This window comes from Microvirga sp. (genome assembly GCF_014699075.1).
Taxonomy (GTDB): Bacteria; Pseudomonadota; Alphaproteobacteria; order Rhizobiales; family Beijerinckiaceae; genus Microvirga.
The window spans coordinates 206,036-228,397 of sequence record NZ_JACXAB010000003.1 but is presented as its reverse complement, the minus strand read 5'-3'; the positions used below and the strand labels follow the sequence as shown (position 1 = coordinate 228,397).

Annotated in this window: 16 protein-coding genes; 10 read left to right on the top strand and 6 right to left on the bottom strand. The window is 59.7% G+C overall.

Features of this window, described 5'->3' with window-relative positions; all coding sequences use genetic code 11:
• Nucleotides 1–22 precede the first annotated feature (22 nt).
• Nucleotides 23–1,024: a Bug family tripartite tricarboxylate transporter substrate binding protein gene (locus IC232_RS06615; protein ID WP_190844139.1), complete on the bottom strand. Its 1,002-nt coding sequence runs from the start codon at nt 1,022–1,024 to the stop codon at nt 23–25.
• Between the two features lie 313 nt (nt 1,025–1,337).
• On the opposite strand from IC232_RS06615, the gene IC232_RS06610 reads away from it, so the two are divergent.
• Nucleotides 1,338–7,187 carry a HAMP domain-containing protein gene (locus IC232_RS06610; protein WP_190844138.1) on the top strand — a complete coding sequence of 1,950 codons (5,850 nt, stop codon included), beginning with the start codon at nt 1,338–1,340 and terminating at the stop codon, nt 7,185–7,187.
• On the top strand, nt 7,184–9,295 hold the full coding sequence (locus tag IC232_RS06605) for a response regulator (RefSeq protein ID WP_190844137.1): 2,112 nt from the start codon (nt 7,184–7,186) through the stop codon (nt 9,293–9,295). Before IC232_RS06610 ends, IC232_RS06605 begins: the two co-directional genes overlap by 4 nt.
• 536 nt (nt 9,296–9,831) lie before the next feature.
• Here the strand turns inward: IC232_RS06605 and IC232_RS06600 are convergent.
• Genes IC232_RS06600 through IC232_RS06590 form a run of 3 tightly spaced genes read right to left on the bottom strand, consistent with a single transcriptional unit; the run spans nt 9,832 to nt 13,245 of the window.
• Nucleotides 9,832–10,602, bottom strand: a complete 771-nt coding sequence (locus IC232_RS06600) for an SDR family oxidoreductase (RefSeq protein WP_190844136.1) — start codon at nt 10,600–10,602, stop codon at nt 9,832–9,834.
• 30 nt (nt 10,603–10,632) lie between these two features.
• On the bottom strand, nt 10,633–12,006 hold the full coding sequence (locus IC232_RS06595) for an FAD-binding oxidoreductase (RefSeq protein ID WP_190844341.1): 1,374 nt from the start codon (nt 12,004–12,006) through the stop codon (nt 10,633–10,635).
• A 39-nt stretch (nt 12,007–12,045) separates the two neighbouring features.
• Nucleotides 12,046–13,245 (bottom strand): mandelate racemase/muconate lactonizing enzyme family protein, encoded by a 1,200-nt coding sequence (locus tag IC232_RS06590; RefSeq protein ID WP_190844135.1) that lies wholly within the window; start codon nt 13,243–13,245, stop codon nt 12,046–12,048.
• A 331-nt stretch (nt 13,246–13,576) separates the two neighbouring features.
• Between IC232_RS06590 and IC232_RS06585 the strand changes: the two genes are divergently transcribed.
• The 4 genes from IC232_RS06585 (at nt 13,577) to denD (ending at nt 17,537) form a co-directional block, all read left to right on the top strand.
• Nucleotides 13,577–14,119 (top strand): TRAP transporter small permease, encoded by a 543-nt coding sequence (locus tag IC232_RS06585; protein ID WP_190844134.1) that lies wholly within the window; start codon nt 13,577–13,579, stop codon nt 14,117–14,119.
• Nucleotides 14,116–15,399, top strand: coding sequence for a TRAP transporter large permease subunit (locus tag IC232_RS06580; RefSeq protein WP_190844133.1), 1,284 nt, complete (start codon nt 14,116–14,118; stop codon nt 15,397–15,399). Before IC232_RS06585 ends, IC232_RS06580 begins: the two co-directional genes overlap by 4 nt.
• 34 nt (nt 15,400–15,433) lie before the next feature.
• Nucleotides 15,434–16,444, top strand: a complete 1,011-nt coding sequence (locus tag IC232_RS06575) for a TRAP transporter substrate-binding protein (protein ID WP_190844132.1) — start codon at nt 15,434–15,436, stop codon at nt 16,442–16,444.
• Nucleotides 16,445–16,553: 109 nt separating this feature from the next.
• Nucleotides 16,554–17,537: a D-erythronate dehydrogenase gene (gene denD / locus IC232_RS06570; protein WP_190844131.1), complete on the top strand. Its 984-nt coding sequence runs from the start codon at nt 16,554–16,556 to the stop codon at nt 17,535–17,537.
• A 30-nt stretch (nt 17,538–17,567) separates the two neighbouring features.
• Here the strand turns inward: denD and IC232_RS06565 are convergent, their stop codons facing one another.
• Nucleotides 17,568–17,834: a hypothetical protein gene (locus IC232_RS06565; protein WP_312895117.1), complete on the bottom strand. Its 267-nt coding sequence runs from the start codon at nt 17,832–17,834 to the stop codon at nt 17,568–17,570.
• Nucleotides 17,835–18,072: 238 nt separating this feature from the next.
• Complete coding sequence (locus IC232_RS06560; protein ID WP_190844129.1) at nt 18,073–18,372, bottom strand: hypothetical protein; 300 nt, start codon at nt 18,370–18,372, stop codon at nt 18,073–18,075.
• A gap of 174 nt (nt 18,373–18,546) precedes the next feature.
• Between IC232_RS06560 and IC232_RS06555 the strand changes: the two genes are divergently transcribed.
• The 4 genes from IC232_RS06555 (at nt 18,547) to IC232_RS06540 (ending at nt 22,361) form a co-directional block, all read left to right on the top strand.
• Nucleotides 18,547–19,881, top strand: a complete 1,335-nt coding sequence (locus IC232_RS06555; protein ID WP_246812065.1) for a globin-coupled sensor protein — start codon at nt 18,547–18,549, stop codon at nt 19,879–19,881.
• A 159-nt stretch (nt 19,882–20,040) separates the two neighbouring features.
• Nucleotides 20,041–20,253, top strand: a complete 213-nt coding sequence (locus IC232_RS06550; RefSeq protein ID WP_190844127.1) for a hypothetical protein — start codon at nt 20,041–20,043, stop codon at nt 20,251–20,253.
• A gap of 194 nt (nt 20,254–20,447) precedes the next feature.
• Nucleotides 20,448–21,428, top strand: a complete 981-nt coding sequence (locus IC232_RS06545) for a S1C family serine protease (protein ID WP_190844126.1) — start codon at nt 20,448–20,450, stop codon at nt 21,426–21,428.
• A 96-nt stretch (nt 21,429–21,524) separates the two neighbouring features.
• Nucleotides 21,525–22,361 carry an aldo/keto reductase gene (locus IC232_RS06540; RefSeq protein WP_190844125.1) on the top strand — a complete coding sequence of 279 codons (837 nt, stop codon included), beginning with the start codon at nt 21,525–21,527 and terminating at the stop codon, nt 22,359–22,361.
• The last annotated feature ends 1 nt before the right edge of the window (nt 22,362 follow it).

The following is a 22,362-nucleotide window of genomic DNA, read 5'->3' as shown; positions in this document are numbered from 1 at the left end:
GGCAGCCCCGCTTCTTCAGGCATCAGTCGACCTTGGCGCCTGAGGCCTTGACGACCTTCGCCCACTTCTCATGCTCGGCCCTGATATAGGCCATAAGTTCATCAGGGCTCATGGGCTGGATTTCACCGCCGAGATCAGCAAAGCGCTTCTGCAGCTCCGGCGTTTCCAGGGCCTTGCGGACTTCCTGATTCAGCTTATTCGTGATGTCCGCAGGCGTGCCTTTAGGGGCAAACAGCGCGAACCAGCTCGTCGCCTCGAATTGGGGCAGGCCTGCTTCGGCAAGGGTCGGCTTGTCGGGAAGGGCCGGGGAGCGCTTCGAGGACGTGACAGCCAGGGCTCGCAGATTCCCGCCGCGCACATGCTCGATCGAAGAGGGCAGGTTGTCGAACATCACGTCCACCTGTCCGCCAATCAGGTCGTTCACCGCCGGTCCGCTGCCGCGATAGGGCACGTGAGGCATCTCGACGCCCGTTATCTGCTTGAAGAGCTCGCCGGAGAGATGGATCGAGGTGCCGTTCCCCGACGAGGCCATGGTGAACTTGCCGGGAGTCGCCTTCGCCTCGGCGATGAATTCCTGCACGGTGGTGGCCTTCACCTTCTTGGGGCTGACCACCATCAGGTTCGGCACGCCGGCCACATAGGCAACGGGTGCGAAATCCGTAAGGGCATCATAGGGCATCTTGGCGTAGAGGCTCGGATTGATCGCGTGGGTGCCCACCGTGCCCATGACCAGCATGTACCCGTCCGGCTCTGCCTTCGCGACCGCATCCGCCCCAATATTGCCGCCCGCGCCGCCGCGGTTTTCGATGACGAACTGCTGGCCTAAGGACTGAGACAGCTTCTCGCCCACGAGCCGGGCGAAGATGTCCGTGGTGCCGCCCGGCGTGAACGGCACGATGACGCGGACTGGCCGGGTTGGATAGGTTGACGATTGGGCAAGCACGGCTCCCGAGACCAGGGAGGCCCCGGCTCCGAGCAGAAGGCCAAGGATGCGTCGGCGACTGGAGTATGAAGAGGGTGACATGGCGGCTCCCTAGGGTTTAGTGTTGTTGACCACACGGTTCTTCCGGAACGGCAGCTCCCCATGTGAGCGCAACCTACGATCCAGGGCAATGGGCGTCAGGAGCCGGTTGAAGGCCATGCAGTCCTTCTTCAGCTGAAACTAGGTTTCAGATTGCGAGGGGCTAAAATTTTTTCGGAATTCAGGGAACTATGATCCCTTGAAATGCGTTACGCAGGGTCGAATTCCATCCGAAGACGAACAAAGTAGCTTTTGGGACGTCGGCATATGGGGATCCAGGCGCAAGTAGGCCTGGAACAGCGTAACAGGGGGCCTTATGTCACAAGTCGAAACCGCCATTTCGCAGCTTGATCCCAAGCTGCTGCTCAAGACGCTGCGCGCATTCCGGAGAGGCGACTTCTCCGTGCGCCTCCCATCCGATCTGACCGGCATCGATGGTGAAATCGCTGAGGCCTTCAACGACATCGCTGACCTGAACAAGGGGCTTGCCCAGGAGCTGGACCGGGTGGCCAAGGTGGTCGGCAAGGAAGGGCGGATCGGCGAACGCGGGCGTCTTTCGGCTGCAACCGGGTGCTGGAGCGAGTGTGTCGACTCGGTCAACTCCATGATCGGCGACCTTGTCCAGCCGACGACCGAAGTAGCCCGCGTGATCGGCGCGGTGGCTAAGGGCGATCTCAGCCAGAGCATGCAGCTCGAGATCGAAGGCCGCCCCCTGCGCGGCGAGTTCCTGCGCATCGGCAAGGTGGTCAACACCATGGTGGGCCAGCTAAGCTCGTTTGCCTCGGAAGTGACCCGCGTGGCAAAAGAGGTGGGCACCGAAGGCAAGCTCGGCGGACAGGCCCAGGTGAAGGGCGTTGCCGGCACTTGGAAGGACCTGACCGATAACGTGAACATGATGGCCGCGAACCTCACCGGCCAAGTGCGTAACATCGCCGAGGTCACCACTGCGGTGGCGAATGGCAATTTGTCGAAGAAGATCACCGTCGACGTCAAAGGCGAGATGCTGGAGCTGAAGAACACCATCAACACCATGGTGGACCAGCTGAACTCGTTTGCCTCGGAAGTGACCCGCGTCGCGAAGGAAGTGGGTACGGAAGGCAAGCTCGGCGGCCAGGCGCAGGTGAAGGGTGTCGGTGGCACCTGGAAGGATCTCACCGATAACGTGAACATGATGGCCGCGAACCTCACTGGCCAAGTGCGCGGCATCGCGGAGGTCGTGACCGCCGTCGCTGTCGGCAATCTCACGCGCAAGCTGACCGTGGACGCCAAGGGCGAGATCGCTGCTCTGGCCGACACCATCAACGGCATGATCGATACACTGGCCACCTTCGCCGATCAGGTGACGAACGTGGCGCGCGAGGTGGGTATCGAAGGCAAGCTCGGCGGACAGGCCCTCGTGCCCGGCGCCGCCGGCCTGTGGCGCGATCTCACCGACAACGTGAACATGATGGCGGCCAACCTCACCGGCCAGGTGCGTAACATCGCCGATGTCACCACCGCGGTGGCGAACGGCGACCTCTCCAAGAAGATCACCGTCGATGTCAAAGGCGAGATGCTGGAGCTGAAGAACACCATCAACACCATGGTGGACCAGCTGAACTCCTTCGCGTCCGAAGTGACCCGCGTGGCCCGCGAGGTGGGCACCGAAGGCAAGCTCGGTGGCCAGGCGCAGGTCCGCGGTGTTGGCGGCACCTGGAAGGACCTGACCGACAACGTGAACATGATGGCCGCAAACCTCACCGGTCAGGTGCGTAACATCGCGGATGTCACGACGGCTGTGGCGAACGGCGACCTGTCCAAGAAGATCACCGTCGATGTTCGCGGTGAGCTGTTGGAGCTGAAGAACACCATCAACACGATGGTGGATCAGCTCAACTCCTTTGCCTCCGAGGTGACGCGTGTTGCGAAAGAGGTGGGCACCGAGGGTAAACTCGGCGGCCAAGCCCGCGTGGAAGGCGTCGGCGGCGTTTGGAAAGGCCTCACGGACAACGTGAACATGATGGCCGCGAACTTGACCGGCCAAGTGCGTAACATCGCGGATGTCACGACGGCTGTGGCAAACGGCGACCTGTCCAAGAAGATCACTGTCGACGTTCGTGGCGAGCTGTTGGAGTTGAAGAACACCATCAACACGATGGTGGACCAGCTGAACTCGTTTGCCTCGGAAGTGACCCGCGTGGCGAAGGAAGTGGGCTCCGAGGGTAAGCTCGGCGGTCAGGCACAGGTGAAGGGCGTCGGCGGCGTCTGGAAGGGCCTCACCGATAACGTGAACCTCATGGCGGCCAACCTCACCGGCCAGGTGCGCGGCATCGCCGAGGTCGTGACCGCGGTTGCAACAGGCGACCTGTCGAAGAAGATCACCGTCGTGGTCGAAGGTGAGATGCTGGAGCTGAAATCGACCATCAACACCATGGTGGATCAGCTGAACTCCTTCGCGTCCGAGGTGACCCGCGTGGCGCGCGAGGTGGGCTCCGAGGGTAAACTCGGCGGACAGGCCCAGGTGAAGGGTGTTGCCGGCACCTGGAAGGACCTGACCGATAACGTGAACATGATGGCTGCGAACCTCACGGGCCAGGTGCGTAACATCGCCGATGTGACGACTGCGGTGGCGAATGGCGACCTCTCCAAGAAGATCACCGTCGACGTCAAAGGCGAGATGCTGGAGCTGAAGAACACCATCAACACCATGGTGGACCAGCTGAACTCGTTCGCCTCCGAGGTGACGCGCGTGGCCCGCGAGGTGGGCACGGAGGGCAAGCTCGGCGGACAGGCGCAGGTTCGGGGTGTCGGCGGCACGTGGAAGGATCTCACGGACAACGTGAATATGATGGCGGCCAACCTCACGGGCCAGGTGCGTAACATCGCCGATGTCACCACTGCGGTGGCGAATGGCAATCTGTCGAAGAAGATCACCGTCGATGTCAAAGGCGAGATGCTGGAGCTGAAGAACACCATCAACACGATGGTGGATCAGCTGAACTCGTTTGCCTCGGAAGTGACTCGCGTCGCGAAGGAAGTGGGTACGGAAGGCAAGCTGGGTGGTCAGGCTCGCGTGGAGGGCGTTTCGGGCCTGTGGCGCGATTTGACCGACAACGTGAACCAACTTGCCGCCAACCTGACCAATCAGGTGCGAGCCATCGCGGAAGTGGCCACGGCCGTGACGCGCGGCGACCTGACCCGGTCGATTACCGCGGAAGCCCTCGGCGAGCTTGCGGCGCTGAAGGACAACATCAACGAGATGATCCGCAACTTGCGCGATACGACGCTCAAGAACGCGGAGCAGGATTGGCTGAAGACCAACCTCGCCAAGTTCACCCGTATGCTGCAGGGCGAGCGCGATCTCGCCACCGTCTCCAACATGATCCTGTCGGAGATTGCGCCGCTGGTGAACGCGCAGCAGGGCGTCTTCTACACGGTCGAGAACCGCGGCGACGAGCCGTCCCTGGAGCTTGTTGCTTCCTATGCCTTCACGGAGAGGAAGCACCTCGGAAACCGCTTCCGCCTGCGGGAGGGGCTCGTTGGACAGGTGGCCTACGAGAAGAAGCGTATTCTTCTCACCAATGCACCGAACGATTACATCAAGATCGGTTCGGCACTTGGCGAGGCCGCGCCGCTCAACATCATTGTCCTGCCCGTTCTGTTCGAGCAGGAAGTGAAGGCGGTGATCGAGCTGGCCTCCTTCAACCGCTTCTCCGAAACCCACCAGTCCTTCTTGGACCAGCTGACGGAATCGATCGGTATCGTTCTCAACACGATCGCGGCCAATATGCGGACGGAAGGTCTCCTGAAGCAGTCTCAGCTTCTGACCACCGAGCTTCAGAGCCAGCAGGAGGAGTTGCGTAACACCAACGACCGCCTGGAACAGCAGGCAGCCACGCTGCGCCAGTCCGAGGAGCTTCTGCGGCAGCAGCAGGAAGTGCTCCAGAAGACCAACGAGGAGCTTGAGGACAAGGCCCGCCTGCTCGAGATTCAGAAGCGGGAAGTGGAGACAAAGAACCAGGAAGTCTCGATTGCCAAGACCGCCCTGGAGGAAAAGGCCGAGCAGCTCTCCCTGACCTCGCGCTACAAGTCGCAGTTCCTGGCCAACATGAGCCATGAGCTGAGAACGCCTCTCAATTCGCTCCTCATCCTATCGAAGTTGCTGACCGAGAACTCCGAAGGAAATCTTACGGAAAAGCAGAAGGAGTTTTCCAAGACGATCCACGCGGCCGGTTCGGATCTCCTGTCCCTGATCAACGACATCCTGGACCTGTCCAAAATCGAATCCGGGACGGTCAGCCTTGAGGTCTCCAACGTGGCCTTCAAGGATCTGGTCGAGAACATGGACCGAACCTTCCGCCAGGTGGCAGAGGAGAGGAAACTCAACTTCCAGGTTGAGGTCGACCCGAAGCTCCCACTGGCCATCAGAACGGATTCGAAGCGCCTGCAGCAGGTGCTGCGCAATCTGCTGTCGAATGCCTTCAAGTTTACGGAACGCGGAGGCGTGACGCTTCAGATCGGATCCGCCGAGGGCTCGCCGTTGCGGGCTGGGAGCCAGTGGATCGCCATGTCCGTCACGGATACCGGCATCGGTATTCCGGAGGACAAGCAGCGGATCATTTTCGAGGCGTTCCAGCAGGCGGACGGGACCACGAGCCGGAAGTACGGCGGAACCGGTCTCGGCCTATCGATCAGCCGCGAGATCGCGCGCCTCCTCGGCGGCGAAATCGTGGTGTCGAGCACGCCGGGAAGCGGATCGACCTTCACGCTCTTCGTTCCTGTAGAGCCCCCGTCAAGCCATGGTGCGCTCGGCATGGGCTTCGCAGCGCGATCGAATAGCGACGGGAATGGATCCTACACGCCTTCCGAGGATTCATCCGGAGCGATGATCCGGCAGCCTTCCGCGGCCATGGCGCTTTCAGCGTCCCTCGACGATCGACATGCGATCACCGTGGGCGACCGCATCGTCCTGATCATTGAAGACGATGCGATGTTCGCCTCGGTGCTGCTGGAACTCGCGCGGGAAGAGGGCTTCAAGGGCCTCATCGCCATGGACGGCGCTTCGGCTCTTGCCCTGGCCCATCGCTACAAGCCGCATGCGATCACCCTCGACATCGGCTTGCCCGATATGGACGGGTGGGCGCTCCTCGACCTCCTGAAGCATGACCCAAGAACGCGACACGTCCCCATTCACGTGATCTCTGTTGACGATCAGAAGAAGCGCGGCCTCAAGGCTGGCGCCTTCGGCTTCCTCGAGAAGCCTGTCGACCGTGAGGCTCTCATGGGAGCGCTCAATCGCACGAAGGAGTTCATCGATCGGCCGGTGAAGAAGCTTCTCCTCGTCGAGGACGATGACAATCAGCGCATGAGCTTGTCCGAGCTCATGAAGAGCGAGCAGGTCGACGTCACCGCAGTGGGGACGGCCGAGGGTGCTCTGGAGGTCATCCAGGTGCGACCCTTCGATTGTGCCATCGTGGACCTCGGCTTGCCGGATCTGCCTGGTGCCGAGCTGATCGAGCGTATCCGCAAGACCCAGGGCGGAGAAGAGCTGCCGATTGTCATCTACACTGGTCAGGATCTGACCAGGGAGGAAGAGCGTCGCTTGCAGAGCATCGCCGCGACGATCGTCGTCAAAGGCGAGGGCTCGTCCGAGCGGCTTCTCAACGATACGGCATTGTTCCTTCACCGGGCGATCAGCGCCATTCCGGAGGATAAGCACATCATCGTCGAACATCGCGCCGATGGATCGCTCGATGGCCGCAAGGTGCTCATCATCGATGATGACATGCGCAACATCTTCTCGCTGACGAGCGCGCTTGAGCAGCATGGGTTGTCCGTCATCTTCGCGGAGAACGGTCTGGAAGGCATCGAGAAGCTGCAGGCCAACCCCGGTATCGATGTTGCCCTGGTCGACATCATGATGCCGGAAATGGACGGCTACGAAACCATGCGCGAGATCCGGAACATTCCGCAGTACCGTGATCTGCCGTTGGTTGCCGTGACCGCCAAGGCGATGAAAGGCGATCGTGAGAAGTGCATCGAAGCAGGTGCGACGGATTATGTGTCGAAACCTGTGGATATCGATCAGCTTCTAGCCGTCCTGCGCGTCCAACTGAGCCGGAGCACCTATATCCCTGAAGGGAAGACTGCTCCCAATGGCGCAGCAGGGGTCGGGTTGAACTCATGATCGAAGACGCTGGGCGGGTGGATGCGGGCCTAGGCACGGATGAGTTTCATCTGGTCTCGGCTCGTCCCTTGGCGGATCCCATCCTGGCCAAGATCCTGGTGGTCGATGACGACCCCAGGAATCTGATCGCCGTCGAAGAGGTGTTGCGATCTCCCGGTGTGGAGATCGTCACCGCCGACTCGGGCGAGTCCGCCTTGCGTCGTGTTCTCCAGGACGATTTCGCCGCCATCCTTCTCGATGTGCAGATGCCCCGCATGGACGGCTACGAGGTTGCCAGCCTGATCCGGAACCGACCCCGCTCATCGCGAGTGCCGATCCTGTTCCTGACGGCCTTCAACAAAGACGACATGCATGTCTTCAAGGGGTACTCGGCAGGCGCAGTCGACTATGTCTTCAAGCCTATCGAGCCCCTGATCCTCAAGTCTAAGGTGGACATCTTCGTCGATCTCTACCGCAAGACGGAGGAAATCCGCCGTCAGGCGGAGCAGGAGCGGCATCTGCTCATGGACAACCTGCGGGTCCGCAGCGAAAAGCTGAAGGCCGAGCAGGCCTTGCGTCGGCGTGAGGAGCACCAGGCCATCGTCCTGCAGTCGCTGCCGATTGCGCTCTATACGGCTTCCGTCCAGGAGGACCACCGGCAGCTTCACTTCACCAACGAAAGCATTGAACGGATCACCGGCTTCCGGCCTGGGGCCTTTCTCGAACGTTCGGATTTCTGGTCCTCCCGGATCAACGACGAGGATCGAGACAGGGTCTTGAACGAACTCAAGCGCCTGGAAGAAGACGGATCCGTCAGCCTCGAATATCGCTGGCTTTGCGCAGATGGCATCGAACGATACTTCCTCGATCAGACAGTCCTCATGCGGGATGACGAAGGACGCCCCCGCGAGTTCTTCGGCATGTGGTTCGACATCACCGAACGCAAGCAGATGGAGCAGAACCTGCTTCATGCCAGCAAGCTCGAGGCCGTTGGCCGTCTCACGGGTGGCATCGCTCACGACTTCAACAACATGCTGAGCGTCGTCATCGGCAATCTCGACCTTCTCAAGAAGTCCATACAAGGCAACGAGAAGGCGGAGCGGCGGGTTCGAATGGCCATGGAGAGCGCGCAGCACTGCGCAGACCTCACCTATCGACTCCTGACCTTCTCCCGCCGTCAGGCGCTGCAGGTGTCGACCATCGACGTGATGAGCCTGATGCCGAGTCTCCTGGAACTCATGCGCAGGACACTGGGTGAAAACATCAACGCCAGCGTTCGCGCAGATGAAAACGTTTGGCCAATCCAGGTTGATCGGGCCCAATTCGAGGCGGCTCTGCTGAACCTTGCCGTGAATGCCCGCGACGCCATGCCGGATGGTGGTGATCTGACAATCACCGTTGCAAACCAGATGGTCGAAGAAGGGAAGCCTCTTCCAAAGGGCGACTATGTGGAGATTGCCGTTCGGGACACCGGTATCGGCATGTCGCCTGAAGTGCTCGCGAAAGTCTTTGAGCCGTTCTTCACGACAAAGGAGAGTGGCAAAGGCACGGGCCTCGGCCTCAGCATGGTCTATGGCTTCGTTCAGCAGTGCCACGGCCGGGTTGAAGTGGAAAGTGCGCAGAACGTCGGCACGACAATCCGCATCTTCCTCCCTCGGTCACATGAGAGCGCCGAAGATAGTCCCCAAAACCACGCACGCGTTGCCACGCCTTTTGGCGAGGGGCGAACGATTCTGGTGGTCGAGGACAATCCTGCCGTCCGTCAGGTCGCCACATCCACACTTCGCTCTCTCGGCTTCACGGTCCATGAGGCGGAGAGCGGCGACGAGGCTGCTCGAATCCTGAAGAAGAAAAAGAGGGACATATCGCTTGTGCTCTCCGACGTTCGGATGCCTGGAGAGCTAAGTGGCGTTGATCTCGCCCGTCTTATCCAACGAGAGCATCCGGAGATTCAAGTTCTCCTGACAACCGGCTACTTCGATGGTGAAGAGACGCTCAACGACCTTCATCTCCTCTACAAGCCCTATCGCGCAACCGATCTGGCCGAGAAGATCCAGGATTTAATGAAGCTGCCGGAGGCCGTTGAGCTGGAGGATACATCGTCGCGGCAGACAGCTGCCGTCGCGTGATTTCGCAAGCATCTTATGGCCAGACTGGCTCGCCGGGCAGACAGCGATACGTCTGACCTAATCTCCGCTTTTACAGGGGGTAGGGTCTCGCCGGGCGAGGGATGCAAGAGTTTGCTACAAGGCCGCAGTGAGTGTGTCTCTGTCACCCTGCCATGCCGTGTAGAAATCGCCGGTCCGATCAAGAACAAAGACAGTCGGGCAGTTCGACATAGCCGACCAGCATGCCGACTCGACTGCGAATTTCAAAGCCTTAGCGCGGAAATAGAACGAGCCCAGATCTCTCCCGGACCGTGAAACCGTCCAGCGATTATGCTTGAACACAACGCAGTACGCTCCGTGGGCCATCAGGATCCTCCCAAGTAGCTTGTCCGGCAAGTAACAGGGCTGTTGCTAACCATCCTGCGATGAGAATGCAACCGCCAATAGCCGCTCCTATACGCGTGAAACGTTAATGGTGAGTTTCGTCTGCTCGTGCTGAGTGCAAATATTGGGACTCTATTCCGAACACTGAGGAGGGCTCTTTTATCTGCAATGTCTCAGAGCGAGGCTGTCACTCCTCCATCAACATAGATGATCTGTCCGTTCACGAAGTTCGAGGCATCCGAGGCGAGGAAAACCATGGCGCCGATGAGATCCTCAAGCTCCCCCCAGCGGCGTGAGGGAGTGCGGCCGATCAGCCAATCGGAGAAAGCCTTGTCCTCCACGAGTGCCCGGTTGAGCTCTGTCTTGAAATAGCCTGGGCCCAGACCGTTGACCTGGAGCCCGTGCTTCCCCCAGTCGATCGCCATGCCTTTGGTGAGCATCTTCACCGCTCCTTTGGTGGCTGCATAGGGAGCAATGGAGGGACGACCGAGTTCGCTCTGGACCGAACAGATGTTGATGATCTTGCCTCGGCCGCGGGGTATCATGCGCTTTGCAACCGCTTGCCCAACGTAGAAGACGCTGTCGACATTCGTCTTCATCAGGGCATGCCAAGCATCGTCCGGGTAATCTTCGAGGGGCGCACGAAATTGCATGCCGGCGTTGTTGACCAGGATGTCGATGGGGCCGATCGCATCTTCGATTCGTTCGATGGCTGGCCTGACGGCGCTGCTATCAGTGACATCGAAGGCCATCTCATGCACCGACAGACCTTCCCGGCGGAGCCGTTCGGCAGCCAGCGCAAGCTTTCCCGACTCGCGTCCATTGAGAACAACCTTTGCTCCTGCTCCTCCCAAGCCATGGGCGAGAGCAAAGCCAATACCTGCGCTTGATCCTGTCACCAGAGCAACACGCCCGGAGAGGTTGAAAAGACTTGCAACATTCATCGTCGGGCGCCTTAGAACAACTGACCGCGCTTAGAGCACACGGCCAGGATTGAGAATGCCGGCCGGGTCCAGGGTGTGTTTCATCTTCGCCATCAAGGCGAGTTCAGGTTCGGACCGGCTCAGCGGGAGATAAGGTCTCTTGATGCGCCCGATGCCATGCTCGGCCGACACCGAGCCGCCGAGGTTTGAGACGAGATCATAGACAAGTCCCTGAACACCTTTCTTGGTCTCGTCGGTCATATCCCGGATGGCCACATTGATATGGATGTTGCTGTCTGCAACATGGCCGAAAACGACCCAGATGGCCTCCGGCCAAGTCTTGGGCATCTCCTCGCGCAGGTGTGCCACGGCCTTCGTCATCCGGTCGAGCGGGATGCTGACATCGAAGCGGATCTCCTCGGGAAGGAAGCGTCCATACTCATAAGGTGTTTCTCGATAGGCCCAGAACCGGTTTCGGTCCGTGCGGGATTGCGCAACCAAAGCGTCTTTGATCAGGCCCTGCTCATAGAGGTCACTCAGGACAAGCGAGAACGTTTCCGTGCCCGCCGGATCCTCTCCCATATCCGCTTCGATCAGGAGCGTAATGTCATGCTCGGCTTCAAAGGCGTTCGGGAGGCCGCAGACCTGAGTGGCGACGGCCATGAACTCCCGCCACATGGCCTCGAACACGAGCAGGCGCCCTGGGTGAGCCTGCTGGAACTGGCGCAGCACCAGCAGACCATCCTCGAAGCTCTCGACGGCGCAGAGGGCTGTCTGAAGGCCTTGAGGCTTCGGGTGCAGTCCGATCACCACTCGCGTGATGACGCCGAGAGTTCCTTCGCTCCCGATGAACAGCTGCGTCCAGTCATAACCGGCATTGTTCTTCAGCATCTTGTTCAGCGAGCGGACAACGGTGCCGTCCGCAAGAACAACTTCCAGCCCAAGGATGTTGCGGCGGGCCATGCCGTAACGCAGAACCTGATTGCCGCCGGCATTGGTGGCGGCATTGCCGCCGATGGTGCAAGTGCCTCGCGCACCAAGATCAATCCCGCAGAGATATCCAGCCTCGTCGGCAGCCTGCTGCACCGCTGCCAGCGGCGTGCCTGCAAGAGCCGTGAGCGTCGCACTGGCTGCATCGATTTCTTCGATACCGCTCATGCGCTCTAACGAGAGGGCGATTTCTCCCGCTTGAGGGTGCGCGCCGCCTGCCAAGCCCGTCAGGCCACCCTGGGTGACGACGGCGTGGTTATGCTCGTGGCAGATCCGAAGAGCTGTGGCGACATCCTCCGTCGTCTGCGGCAGGATCAAAGCTTTGGGCGGCGTAGGCGAGAGGCCGCTGGCATCGGCATGATTGCGCAAAGGGATGTCGGATCCTGTTCTAACCTTAGATCCAAGGGCGGCTTTAAGGGCCTCGATCAAATCAATCATGGCATTCCACGTCTTCAAATGGTCGTTCGGTTTTGACTATGAACTCTGGGATATTCTGACGATTGCATCCGGCCTCTCACATAGATCCGGCAGCAGTTCCAGCCCGAGGCCCGGCTTCATGTTGACCGTGACCTCTCCGTTAATGACCGTCGGCAATTCCGTCACCAATTCCGTGTACCACCCGGTGTAGAACGCCCGAACGCTTTCCTGGATCAGCGCGTTCCGTGCATGCAGGGAGAAGTGGCAGGAGGCTGCGTAAACCACCGGTCCCGTGCAGTCATGGGGTGCAACTGGCACATGCCACGCCTCCGCCAGGGCGGCGATCTTGCGAGCCTCCGTAAGCCCGCCGCACCAGGACAGATCGAGCATGACCACTCCGGCGACGCCGGTTTCAAGATATTCCCGGAAGGCGTGCGTGTAGGAAAGGGTCTCGGATGCGCAAACCCATGCCTTGGAGTGCTGGGCGTAGGCCTTGAGATCGCCAATGTTGTCGAGGCGAAATGGGTCTTCATGCCAGTAGGTGTCGAACTCGGTGAGACTCGCGGCAAGCTTCTTCGCCATCGGGAGGCTCCACAGAGAGTGGAACTCGACCATGATGTCCATCTTGTCGCCGACGGCCTTGCGGATCTTGGCGAACGGCTCAAGGGCTTCCTTTAGTTCGGCAGAGGATATGTCATAGCCGTGGCTGCGCTCGGCTGCGACATCGAACGGCCAGATCTTCATGCCGGTGATGCCCTGCTCCAGCAACGAATGGGCTAAATCGTCGGCATTGTGCAGGAATGCCTCCAGATCCTCGTATGCTCCTTCAGCACTGCCGACGCCCCAGTTCGCCACCTTCTGCGCACGGCTGTCGCGGATATACCGATATCCGGCACAGGTATTGTAGACTCGGATTTTGTCCCGTGAGCGCCCTCCCAGCATGTCGCAGATGGGTTTGCCATGAGCCTTGCCGAACAGATCCCAGAGCGCAATGTCGACAGCCGAGTTGCCCCGTGTTTCCACCCCGGCCGATCTCCAGCCGAGATAGTTCTGGAGATCGCGGTTGATGGCCTCGATCTGAAGAGGGTCGCGCCCGATCAGCTTGGCTGCCACGGTCTCGTGGATATAGGCTTCCACAGCCGCGGCGCCCATGAAGGTTTCGCCCAGACCAACAAGGCCCTCATCGGTGTGAAGGCGAACCCATATGATGTTCGCAAATTCCTGGAGGCGAACTGTCTCGACATGGGTAATCTTCATTGAGGTCTCGTCATGGCTGCGGCCCATCTGGGCACGAAAGACAAAAGAGAACAACAGTTACAGCAAGCGACCTAGACGATGGTGAGCAAAATGCAATATCCACCGGAATGAGTTCACATCACGGTATTCATAAGTATAATTCGAAACAATAGAACACTTCCTTATGGCTGGCAGTAGTTTAAGCATCTGGGACTGAAAGCCTGTTCCGCACCGAATTGACACTCGTCAAGGCTGGGCCTTAGATCAGTGAAACTTTGCCCCTCAGGGACCTTGAACAGTCACCTGAGGCGAACAGAATAATGTGGGCAGGGACAGGAGGCAGGGAGCAACGGTGAACAGGGCTGTATCCTTCTTCTTCAAGGGCCTAGAGGGGCTCTTGGTCTTGCTGCTCGCCGCCATGGTCGTCATGGTCTTCGGCAATGTCGTGCTGCGCTACCTCTTCGATACCGGAATTGACGTATCCGAAGAACTCTCCCGCTACTTCTTTGTGTGGTTGACATTCATCGGAGCCGTTGTCGTAGGGCGGCAGAACGCGCACCTTGGTGTGGAGACCCTGGTGTCCCGCCTTGGAGACCGAGGGCGTAAGTTCTGCATGGTTCTATCGGACCTTTTCGTGATCGGTTGCTGCGTCGTCTTCTTCTGGGGGACTTGGCAGCAGGCAGAAATCAACGCCACAAATTATGCACCCATCACGGAGATCTCGATGCTGTGGGTCTACGGTGTCGGCTTCTTCGCGAGCATAGGCCTGGGCCTCATGGCTGCTCTCCGCATCCTGCGGGTTCTCACCGGGCGCCTCAGCGGTCAGGAACTACGGGCTTTCGCGGGGGACTACAGTGACGATGAAGCGAATGATCTGAGAGGGCACCTCGAGTGACGATTGTCGTATTCCTTGCTTCGCTTCTGGGGGCCATGGCCTTAGGGATGCCGATCGCTTTCGCGCTCATCGTCTGCGCGCTGGCGCTTATGCTCTGGCTCGGCAACTTCGACAGCCAGATCGTGGCGCAGAACATGATCATTGGAGCTGATAACTTCCAGCTCCTCGCCGTCCCGTTCTTCCTGCTGGCTGGCGAACTGATGAATGTGGGAGGGTTGTCGAAGCGCATCGTCAACTTTGCTCTTGCCTGCCTGGGGCACATCCACGGCGGCCTTGGCTATGTCGCCATCGTCGCGGCTCTCATCCTTGCCGCCCTTTCCGGATCCGCTGCGGCTGACACGGCTGCTCTGGCGGCTATTCTCATCCCGATGATGCGGAACGCGGGGTACGATATCCCCCGGGCCGCGGGGCTCATCGCGGCGGGCGGCATCATCGCGCCGGTCATCCCTCCTTCCATCGGCTTCATCATCTTTGGCGTTGCGGCTAACGTCTCCATCTCGCAGCTGTTTCTGGCCGGGGTCGTGCCCGGCCTGATGATGGGCATCTCGCTGGTCGTGGCGTGGGCAATTGTCAGCAGACGGGACAAGATGCAAACGTTCCCACGCACCACCATGCGGGAGCGCGGCAAGGCGTTCGTGGACGGATTCTATGCACTTCTGATGCCGGTGATGATCCTAGGTGGAATCAAGTGGGGCATCGTCACGCCGACAGAAGCCGCAGTCTTGGCCGCCGTTTACGCACTCTTGATCGGCATGTTCGTCTATCGCGAGCTGAAGCCCTCGATGCTGTACGGGGTCTTTCTGACAGCCGCCAAAACGACCGCCGTGGTGATGTTCCTCGTGGCGGCCGCTCTGGTCTCCGCCTGGCTGATCACTCAGGCGAACATCCCGGGCGAGATCAGCGGGCTCATCCAGCCCCTGATGGACAACAAAACCCTGCTCATGTTCGCCCTGATGTTTCTCGTGGTCATCGTTGGAACGGCGCTGGATTTCTCCCCGACCGTTCTGATCCTGACGCCGGTTCTCATGCCTATCGTCAAGCAGGCGGGCATCGACCCGGTTTATTTCGGCGTTCTGTTCATCATCAACAATGCGATCGGTTTGATCACGCCCCCGGTGGGAATTGTGCTCAACGTGGTGAGCGGTGTTGCCCGCGTGCCGATGGGAGCCGTGATCCGGGGCGTCAACCCGTTCTTGATCGCTCAGCTCATCGTGCTGGTCCTGCTCATCCTAATTCCCGAGCTGGTAACGGTGCCCCTCGCTTGGTTGCGGGGTCGCTAAGTCGGTTGAAGTCAATCAAAGAGAGGAAACAATCATGAAGGCTTTCAAATTTACCCTTGCTGCAGGTGTTGCGGCGACGATCCTTGCGGCTGTTCCGGCCTATGCGCAGTTCACGGAGCGCAATATTCGCATTTCCAATGGCGTGAACGAGGATCACCCCAATGGCAAGGGAGTCGACAAGTTCAGAGCATGCTTGACCGACAAGTCAGGCGGGAAGCTGAAGGTCCAGGGCTTCTGGGGCAATGCTCTCGGAGGCGATCTGCAGGCTACTCAGGCCCTTCGCTCCGGCACGCAGGAAATGGTCGTCACCTCAAGCTCCCCGCTGATCGGCATCCTGCCGGATCTCGGCGTGTTCGACCTGCCGTTCCTCTTCGCCAACGAGAAGGAGGCTGATGCGGTTCTCGACGGCAGCTTCGGCAAGCACATCGACACGAAGCTCGAGTCCGTCGGGCTCGTCAATCTGGCCTACTGGGAGAACGGGTTCCGCAATCTCACAAATTCGCGCCGTCCGGTTGAGAAGTGGGAAGACTTCAAGGGCCTCAAGGTCCGCGTCATGCAGAACAACGTGTTCCTCGACACCTTCAAGACCCTCGGCGCCAATGCCGTCCCAATGGCATTCGGTGAGGTGTTCACAGCCCTGGAAACCAAGGCCATTGACGGTCAGGAGAATCCCTTCGTGACCATCGACACCTCCAAGTTCTATGAGGTGCAGAAGTACCTGTCGGTGACCCGCCATGCCTATACGCCGTTCCTCGTTCTCTACTCCAAGAAGCTGTGGGACGGGTTGTCGAAGGATGAACAGGCGGCTTTGCGAGATTGTGCGGTCACGGCTCGTGACGAGCAGCGCAAAGTATCCCGAGAACTGTCTCAAGCCTCGCTCAACAAGATCAAGGGCGAAGGCACCGTCGTCAACGAGCTGAATGCTCAGGAGGCCAATCGCATGCGTGAGCAGGCCAAGAGCGTCTGGGAAAAGCATGCGGCGACGATTGGTCCGGAAACCGTGAAGATGATGCAGGACGAACTGACCAAAGTTCGGGGCAAGTAATTCCCGCCTTTAGATAGAGTGGCGCCGCTCGGCAGCGGCGCCACACACGTTTATTGAATTTGGGCTTGGGTAGCCCGCCGCGGCTTTCCTGAAGAAGGGATTTTGACCGATGCAGATCCTCATTCTCGGAGCCGCCGGAATGGTCGGCCGCAAGCTTGTCGAGCGTCTGGTGAAAGAGCGGCATCTCGGCGGACAGGAGATTTCTCGTCTCGTCCTGCATGATGTGGTCGAGCCAGAGCGGCCTGAGGCGCCGTTTGCAGTCGACACTCTGACGTCTGACTTCTCGACTCCGGGAGAGGCGGAGCGTCTGGTGGCAGCCCGTCCGGACGTCATCTTTCACTTGGCCGCTATCGTTTCCGGCGAAGCCGAAGCCGATCTGGAGAAGGGCTATCGGATCAATCTGGACGGCACCCGGTTCCTCTTCGATGCCATCCGCCACATCGGAAACGGGTACCGGCCGCGGCTGGTGTTTACCTCATCCATCGCCGTATTCGGAGCGCCGTTCCCGGAGGCGATCGGCGACGAGTTCTTCCTAACTCCGCTCACGAGTTATGGAACCCAGAAGGCCATCGGCGAGCTGCTGCTGGCCGACTACTCGCGACGGGGGTTCTTTGACGGGATCGGGATTCGGCTTCCGACCATCTGCGTGCGCCCCGGCAAGCCCAACAAGGCTGCTTCAGGGTTCTTCTCGGGCATTATCCGTGAGCCCTTGAGCGGGCAGGAGGCTATCCTGCCGGTGCCTTTGGACGTGCGCCATTCCCACGCCTCGCCCCGATCGGCCGTGAATTTCCTGATCCATGCGGCAACCCTCGACCTCTCCCAGGTCGGCCCCCGCCGCAATCTAACGATGCCGAGCGTGTCGGTGACGGTGGCGGAGCAGATCGATGCACTCAGGCGTATCGCCGGCGAACGTTGCGTCGGCCGGATCAGGCACGAGATTGACCCGACTATCGTGCGCTTTGTCGAAGGCTGGCCCAAGCGCTTCGATGCTCGCAGAGCTGAAAGTCTGGGCTTCCAGGCGGAGAAAAGCTTTGACGACATCATCTCGATTTACATCGAAGACGAGCTAGGAGGCGTTCTGCCAGACCAGTAGCGCCTCGGACCGGGGTCTTTGTCGGTCTTGCTATCGGTGAGGACGCTCTGGAAAGAAATGCTGCCTGAGCCTGGCCCATTTTCGAACAGCCCAGATCGTAAAGCGGCCGACGGGCTTCCGCAGGAAAGGGATGTCATAAGCCATCAGCAACAGACCCAGCGGCAGCATCCATAGTCCGAAGACCGGCAGGATTGAGAAGATTCCTCCGATGACGAAGAGAACGCCGACGGGCAGCCTGATCCACTTGGCCGCCGGGTGCCGAAGGTTGCGCAGAACCCGCGCGACTCTGCCAGGCACTTCATGCTCCAGGTGCCTGAACGCCTGTCTCAGAACAGCTCTGCCGCTAATGGCTCTCATGATTTCCAGAAGTGCTCATTCATGCAGAGAGTTCCACAACCATTCCAAACTCTCACATTTAGCCCTGATACAAGCGCCTGAGATCAAGCGGCAGGAAAGCTGGCTGCGGGAAGCGAATGATAAGGGTGACGCTAAGGACATGCCGCGTGGTGAGGTTGGCAGTCCTAAAACCCGGCTCTTAAGCATGGACTCCCAAGAGCGCAGCAGCAACCGCGTGCCGACCCTTCTCGGCGATCATCGAAGATCTCAGATCTCTTTCCTTCTGGTCGAGACGCTGAAGATAGGGGTCGAACTCCAGCGGAAGCGCAGGGTCGCCCAGGAAGCGCGGCTTGTCTCCGCGTTCATAATACTCTGCTCTCAGCAGTTGGCCCAGATGATCCTGGATGTTGGCTGGAAGCGAGGGGCTGTTGCCGCGGTAACGCGGTGCGGATCTGCCTGCTTTGAGCGTGTGAAGATACTTTGTTGCCTGGGTGATCATGTTGTAGCCCCTCAGATACTTGAACAACGCGGCATGCCGGGCTTGGTTTCAGATCTGACAGGGCGGGCCATGAAGCTAGGCCGCATGCTCACTGGGGAAGCGCGCAGGGGCGGGTTTGCAAGCTTCAATCAAGCCTGAATGGCTAAATCTTCTCCAACGATTGGAGTATGTGCATTGCACAACGATATAGCGATTGCAGACCGGCTGACATTTATCGGCATCGATGACAGCGTCCGCCAGGAGTTACGCTCTGTCTGGCAGGATATTCACTCTGTTCTGCCTGAGATCCTGTCCAGGTTTTACGACCACATGCACCGGCAGCCGCATCTGTCCAAGCTGATTGGCACGCAGCAGTCACGTCTTGTGTCGGCTCAGCTGCAACATTGGGGACGTCTTTTCAGCGGCAGCTTCGATGCCGCCTATGTAGAGGGCATTCACCGCATCGGCCTGATCCATAACAAGATCGGCCTTGAGCCGCGGTGGTACATTGGAGGTTATGCATTCGTTCTGAACGAACTGGTCACCGCTCTCGGCAAGAAGCATCGCTTCAACGGATCCCGGCTGGCTCGTAAGCTCACGGTCGTAAACCGCGCCGTCATGCTGGACATGGATTTTGCGATCTCCGTGTACCAGGACGCTTTCGTTCAGGAACGGCAGAAGAAGGGCGAGATGCTGGCGCAGGCTGTTGCTTCGTTCTCAAGCGCTGTTCAGGAAAGCCTGCAAATTTCAGGTCTGGCAAGTGGAGCTCTTTCTAAAAGTGCAGCGGATCTCGATGCCGCCACGGCCAATGCCAGCAGCCTTGCCAATCAGGTGACGAGCGCCGCGGAGCAGAGCGCATCCAACATGCAGTCCGGTGCGGCGGCCACTGAACAGCTTGCTTCATCCGTTCGCGAGATCGGGCAGCAGGCCAGTCGGTCCGCCGATGTTGCCCAACATGCGCTGCAGAGTTCCCGGCGGACGAAGGACACCGTCAATGGGCTGGCCGAGCAGGCCAGGGAGATCGGAGATGTGGTCGACCTGATTGAGAGAATTGCTGCTCAAACCAATCTGCTTGCCCTGAATGCCACGATCGAGGCAGCCCGAGCCGGTGAGATGGGCAAGGGGTTCGCCGTGGTGGCTCAGGAGGTCAAGACCTTGGCGAACCAGACTGCCAAGGCCACGACCGAGATTGGCTCCCGCATCGGCGCCATTCAGGAAGCAACCCGGCGAAGCGTCTCTGACATCGATGACATCGGGCGCATCATGGATGACCTGAGCGGCATCGCAACGGCTATTGCGGCCGCGGTCGAGGAGCAGGCTGCGGTCACGTCGGAGATTGCTGTAAACGTCAACCAGACCACCGATCATACCCATGCGGTGGTGCGCAGCATCGAAGCCCTGTCAGGGTCGACAGCTTCCGCCGCATCGGCGGCTTATCAGGTGTCGAATGCCAAGCAGACCTTGGATCAGCAGTTGCAGCGACTGAAGGAGGACATCGATCACTTCCTCGCAAAGGCTCAGGCCGCATAGGCGCGTCGACGGGACTGCATTCCTGCCTCCGCTAAAGCCCTCCGGCAGTGTCTTTTTTGATACAGACACATCCCCGCAAATCAGACACCTTGGCTGTTGACGCAGCGGCATCGTTCCGCGTGCCGTGAGAGACGCAACAGTTTCTCCGTGGGGGCAAAGGTGGATCAGGTGGATCTTGAGGTCGAGCATATTGCCCGAGCGTTCTTTGCCGCTTGGCACGAGACGGAAGCTTGGGAGAACGCTTCCCGGAGCCTGAAGCATGAGTTTCGCCTCTATGCTAGGCAAGCCATCAGCATGGTGGAGAAGCGCCAGGAGCAGGTTCACAGGGTCGAACTCGAGGTAACTCCCGTCAGAATCCTGGAAACTGCCTAAGGCAATTCCGATCCTCTCCTTGGGTCTGCCCAAACCTTTGTTCCGGGATCGAAGCGGCGTCATGAACTCAAGTCAACTTGTCCCGAGAACACGGCTTTTTGTGCGTCAAAAAGGAGGAGGGCTGTTGAAGGGATCGTTTTTCCTGCCATGTTGAAAGGGTGCAGGCTCTCGGCGGAGAGACCGGGGAGTTTTTCATGCAGCCACCCGACGAATGGGAAATCCCTCCTGAGTTCCAGCCTGATCCCAGGCTTCTCGACTACGATCTGAAAAACGCCCTGTCGGCCGTGGTTTCCCTGCGGGCGCGTGTTCCCGAGGATGCGTTCACTGCCGAGACCCTTGGGGTGGAGCGGGCGGGGCAGGGCGTGGTCATCCGGGATGACGGCCTTGTCGTGACGATCGGGTATCTCATTGCCGAAGCCGAAGAGGTCTGGCTCACCACCAACCGGGGGCGGGTCGTAGAGGCGCATGTGATCGCCTATGATTATGAGAGCGGCTTTGGCTTGGTGCAGGCGCTTGAGCCTCTTGGCGTGCCTGTGCTGGCCCTGGGGGATTCCCGGCGCCTGAAGCCTGGAGATCAGGTCGTCGTCGGCGGAAGCGGAGGGCAGATCCATTCCCTGGCCGCACAGGTCGTCGCCTGCCAGGAATTTGCAGGCTATTGGGAGTATCTGATCGATGGGGCCATCTTCACCGCGCCGGCTCATCCCAACTGGGGCGGAACGGCGTTGATCGGTCCGCGCGGTGATCTCATGGGTATCGGCTCCCTCCAGCTCCAGCACCAGGCCTCCGGCGGAACTGTCGTGCCTCTCAACATGAGTGTGCCGATCGACCTTCTGAAACCCATCCTTGATGATCTGCTGACGTCTGGCCGCGTCAAGCACGAGCCGCGACCCTGGCTGGGATTTTATGTTGCGGAAGCTGAGGATGACGAGCTCACGATCATCGGCCTCGCGGGGGATGCCCCGGCCCAGCGAGCGGGCCTGCGCGCCGGTGATCAGATCCATGCCGTTGCGGAGCAGAGCGTGGCCTCGCTGGCAGAGTTCTACCGGGCTATCTGGGCGCTCGGTCCGGCCGGTGTTGATGTTCCGCTCACCCTTGAGCGGGAAGGCGACAGGTTCGATGTGACGATACGGTCGGCGGACCGGGGCCGCTTCATGAAAACACCCCGCCTGCAATAGCACTTGTGTCCGGAGAATCTTCTAGGAGCGCCGGCTTGAGTGGGTGCGGCCGCTTCCGAATTGGACTGGCAAGGCGATTGCTCAAGGAGAGTTGCGATGAGCCTGACTGTCACGTTGCCGAATGGTGAAAACGTTCCGGCGCTCGGGCAGGGTACCTGGCAGATGGCCGAGAAGGCTGACCGCCGGAAACAAGAGATCGAGGCTTTGCGCCTCGGGGTGGAACTCGGACTGACCCTCATTGACACGGCTGAAATGTACGGTGAGGGAGCCGCCGAGGAACTGGTGGCTGAGGCTCTGGCTCCGGAACGGAACCGCGTTTTCCTCGTCAGCAAAGTCTACCCTCACAATGCAAGCCGGCAGGGTGTCGTCGAGGCCTGCGAGCGAAGCCTTCGGCGGCTGAAGACGGATCGCCTCGATCTCTACCTTCTGCATTGGCGCGGAAGCGTTCCGCTGGAGGAGACTGTCGCTGGTTTCGAGAACCTTCGCCGATCCGGCAAGATCCGCCACTGGGGCGTCAGCAACTTCGATGTTGACGACATGGAAGAACTGCTCGGCGTGTCGGCGGGAGAGAACTGTGCAATCAATCAGATTCTCTACAATGTGACGCGACGTGGCCCCGAGTTCGACCTCATTCCATGGATGGCAGCGCGCCGCATGCCGTTGATGGCCTACAGCCCGATCGAGCAAGGAAGGCTTCCTCAAGGTGGTGCGCTGCAAGCCATCGCGCGACGACATGAGGCAAGCCCATTCCAAATCGCTCTGGCATGGCTGCTGAACAGGCCAGGGGTGATTTCCATCCCGAAGGCGTCGAGCGCCAAGCATGTGCGGGAGAACCATGCGGCCTTGGAGATCCGGTTGACTCCGGAGGACTTGGCGGCCATCGATGCCGAGTTCCCGGCGCCGAAACGCAAGCGTCCGCTCGAGATGATTTAGG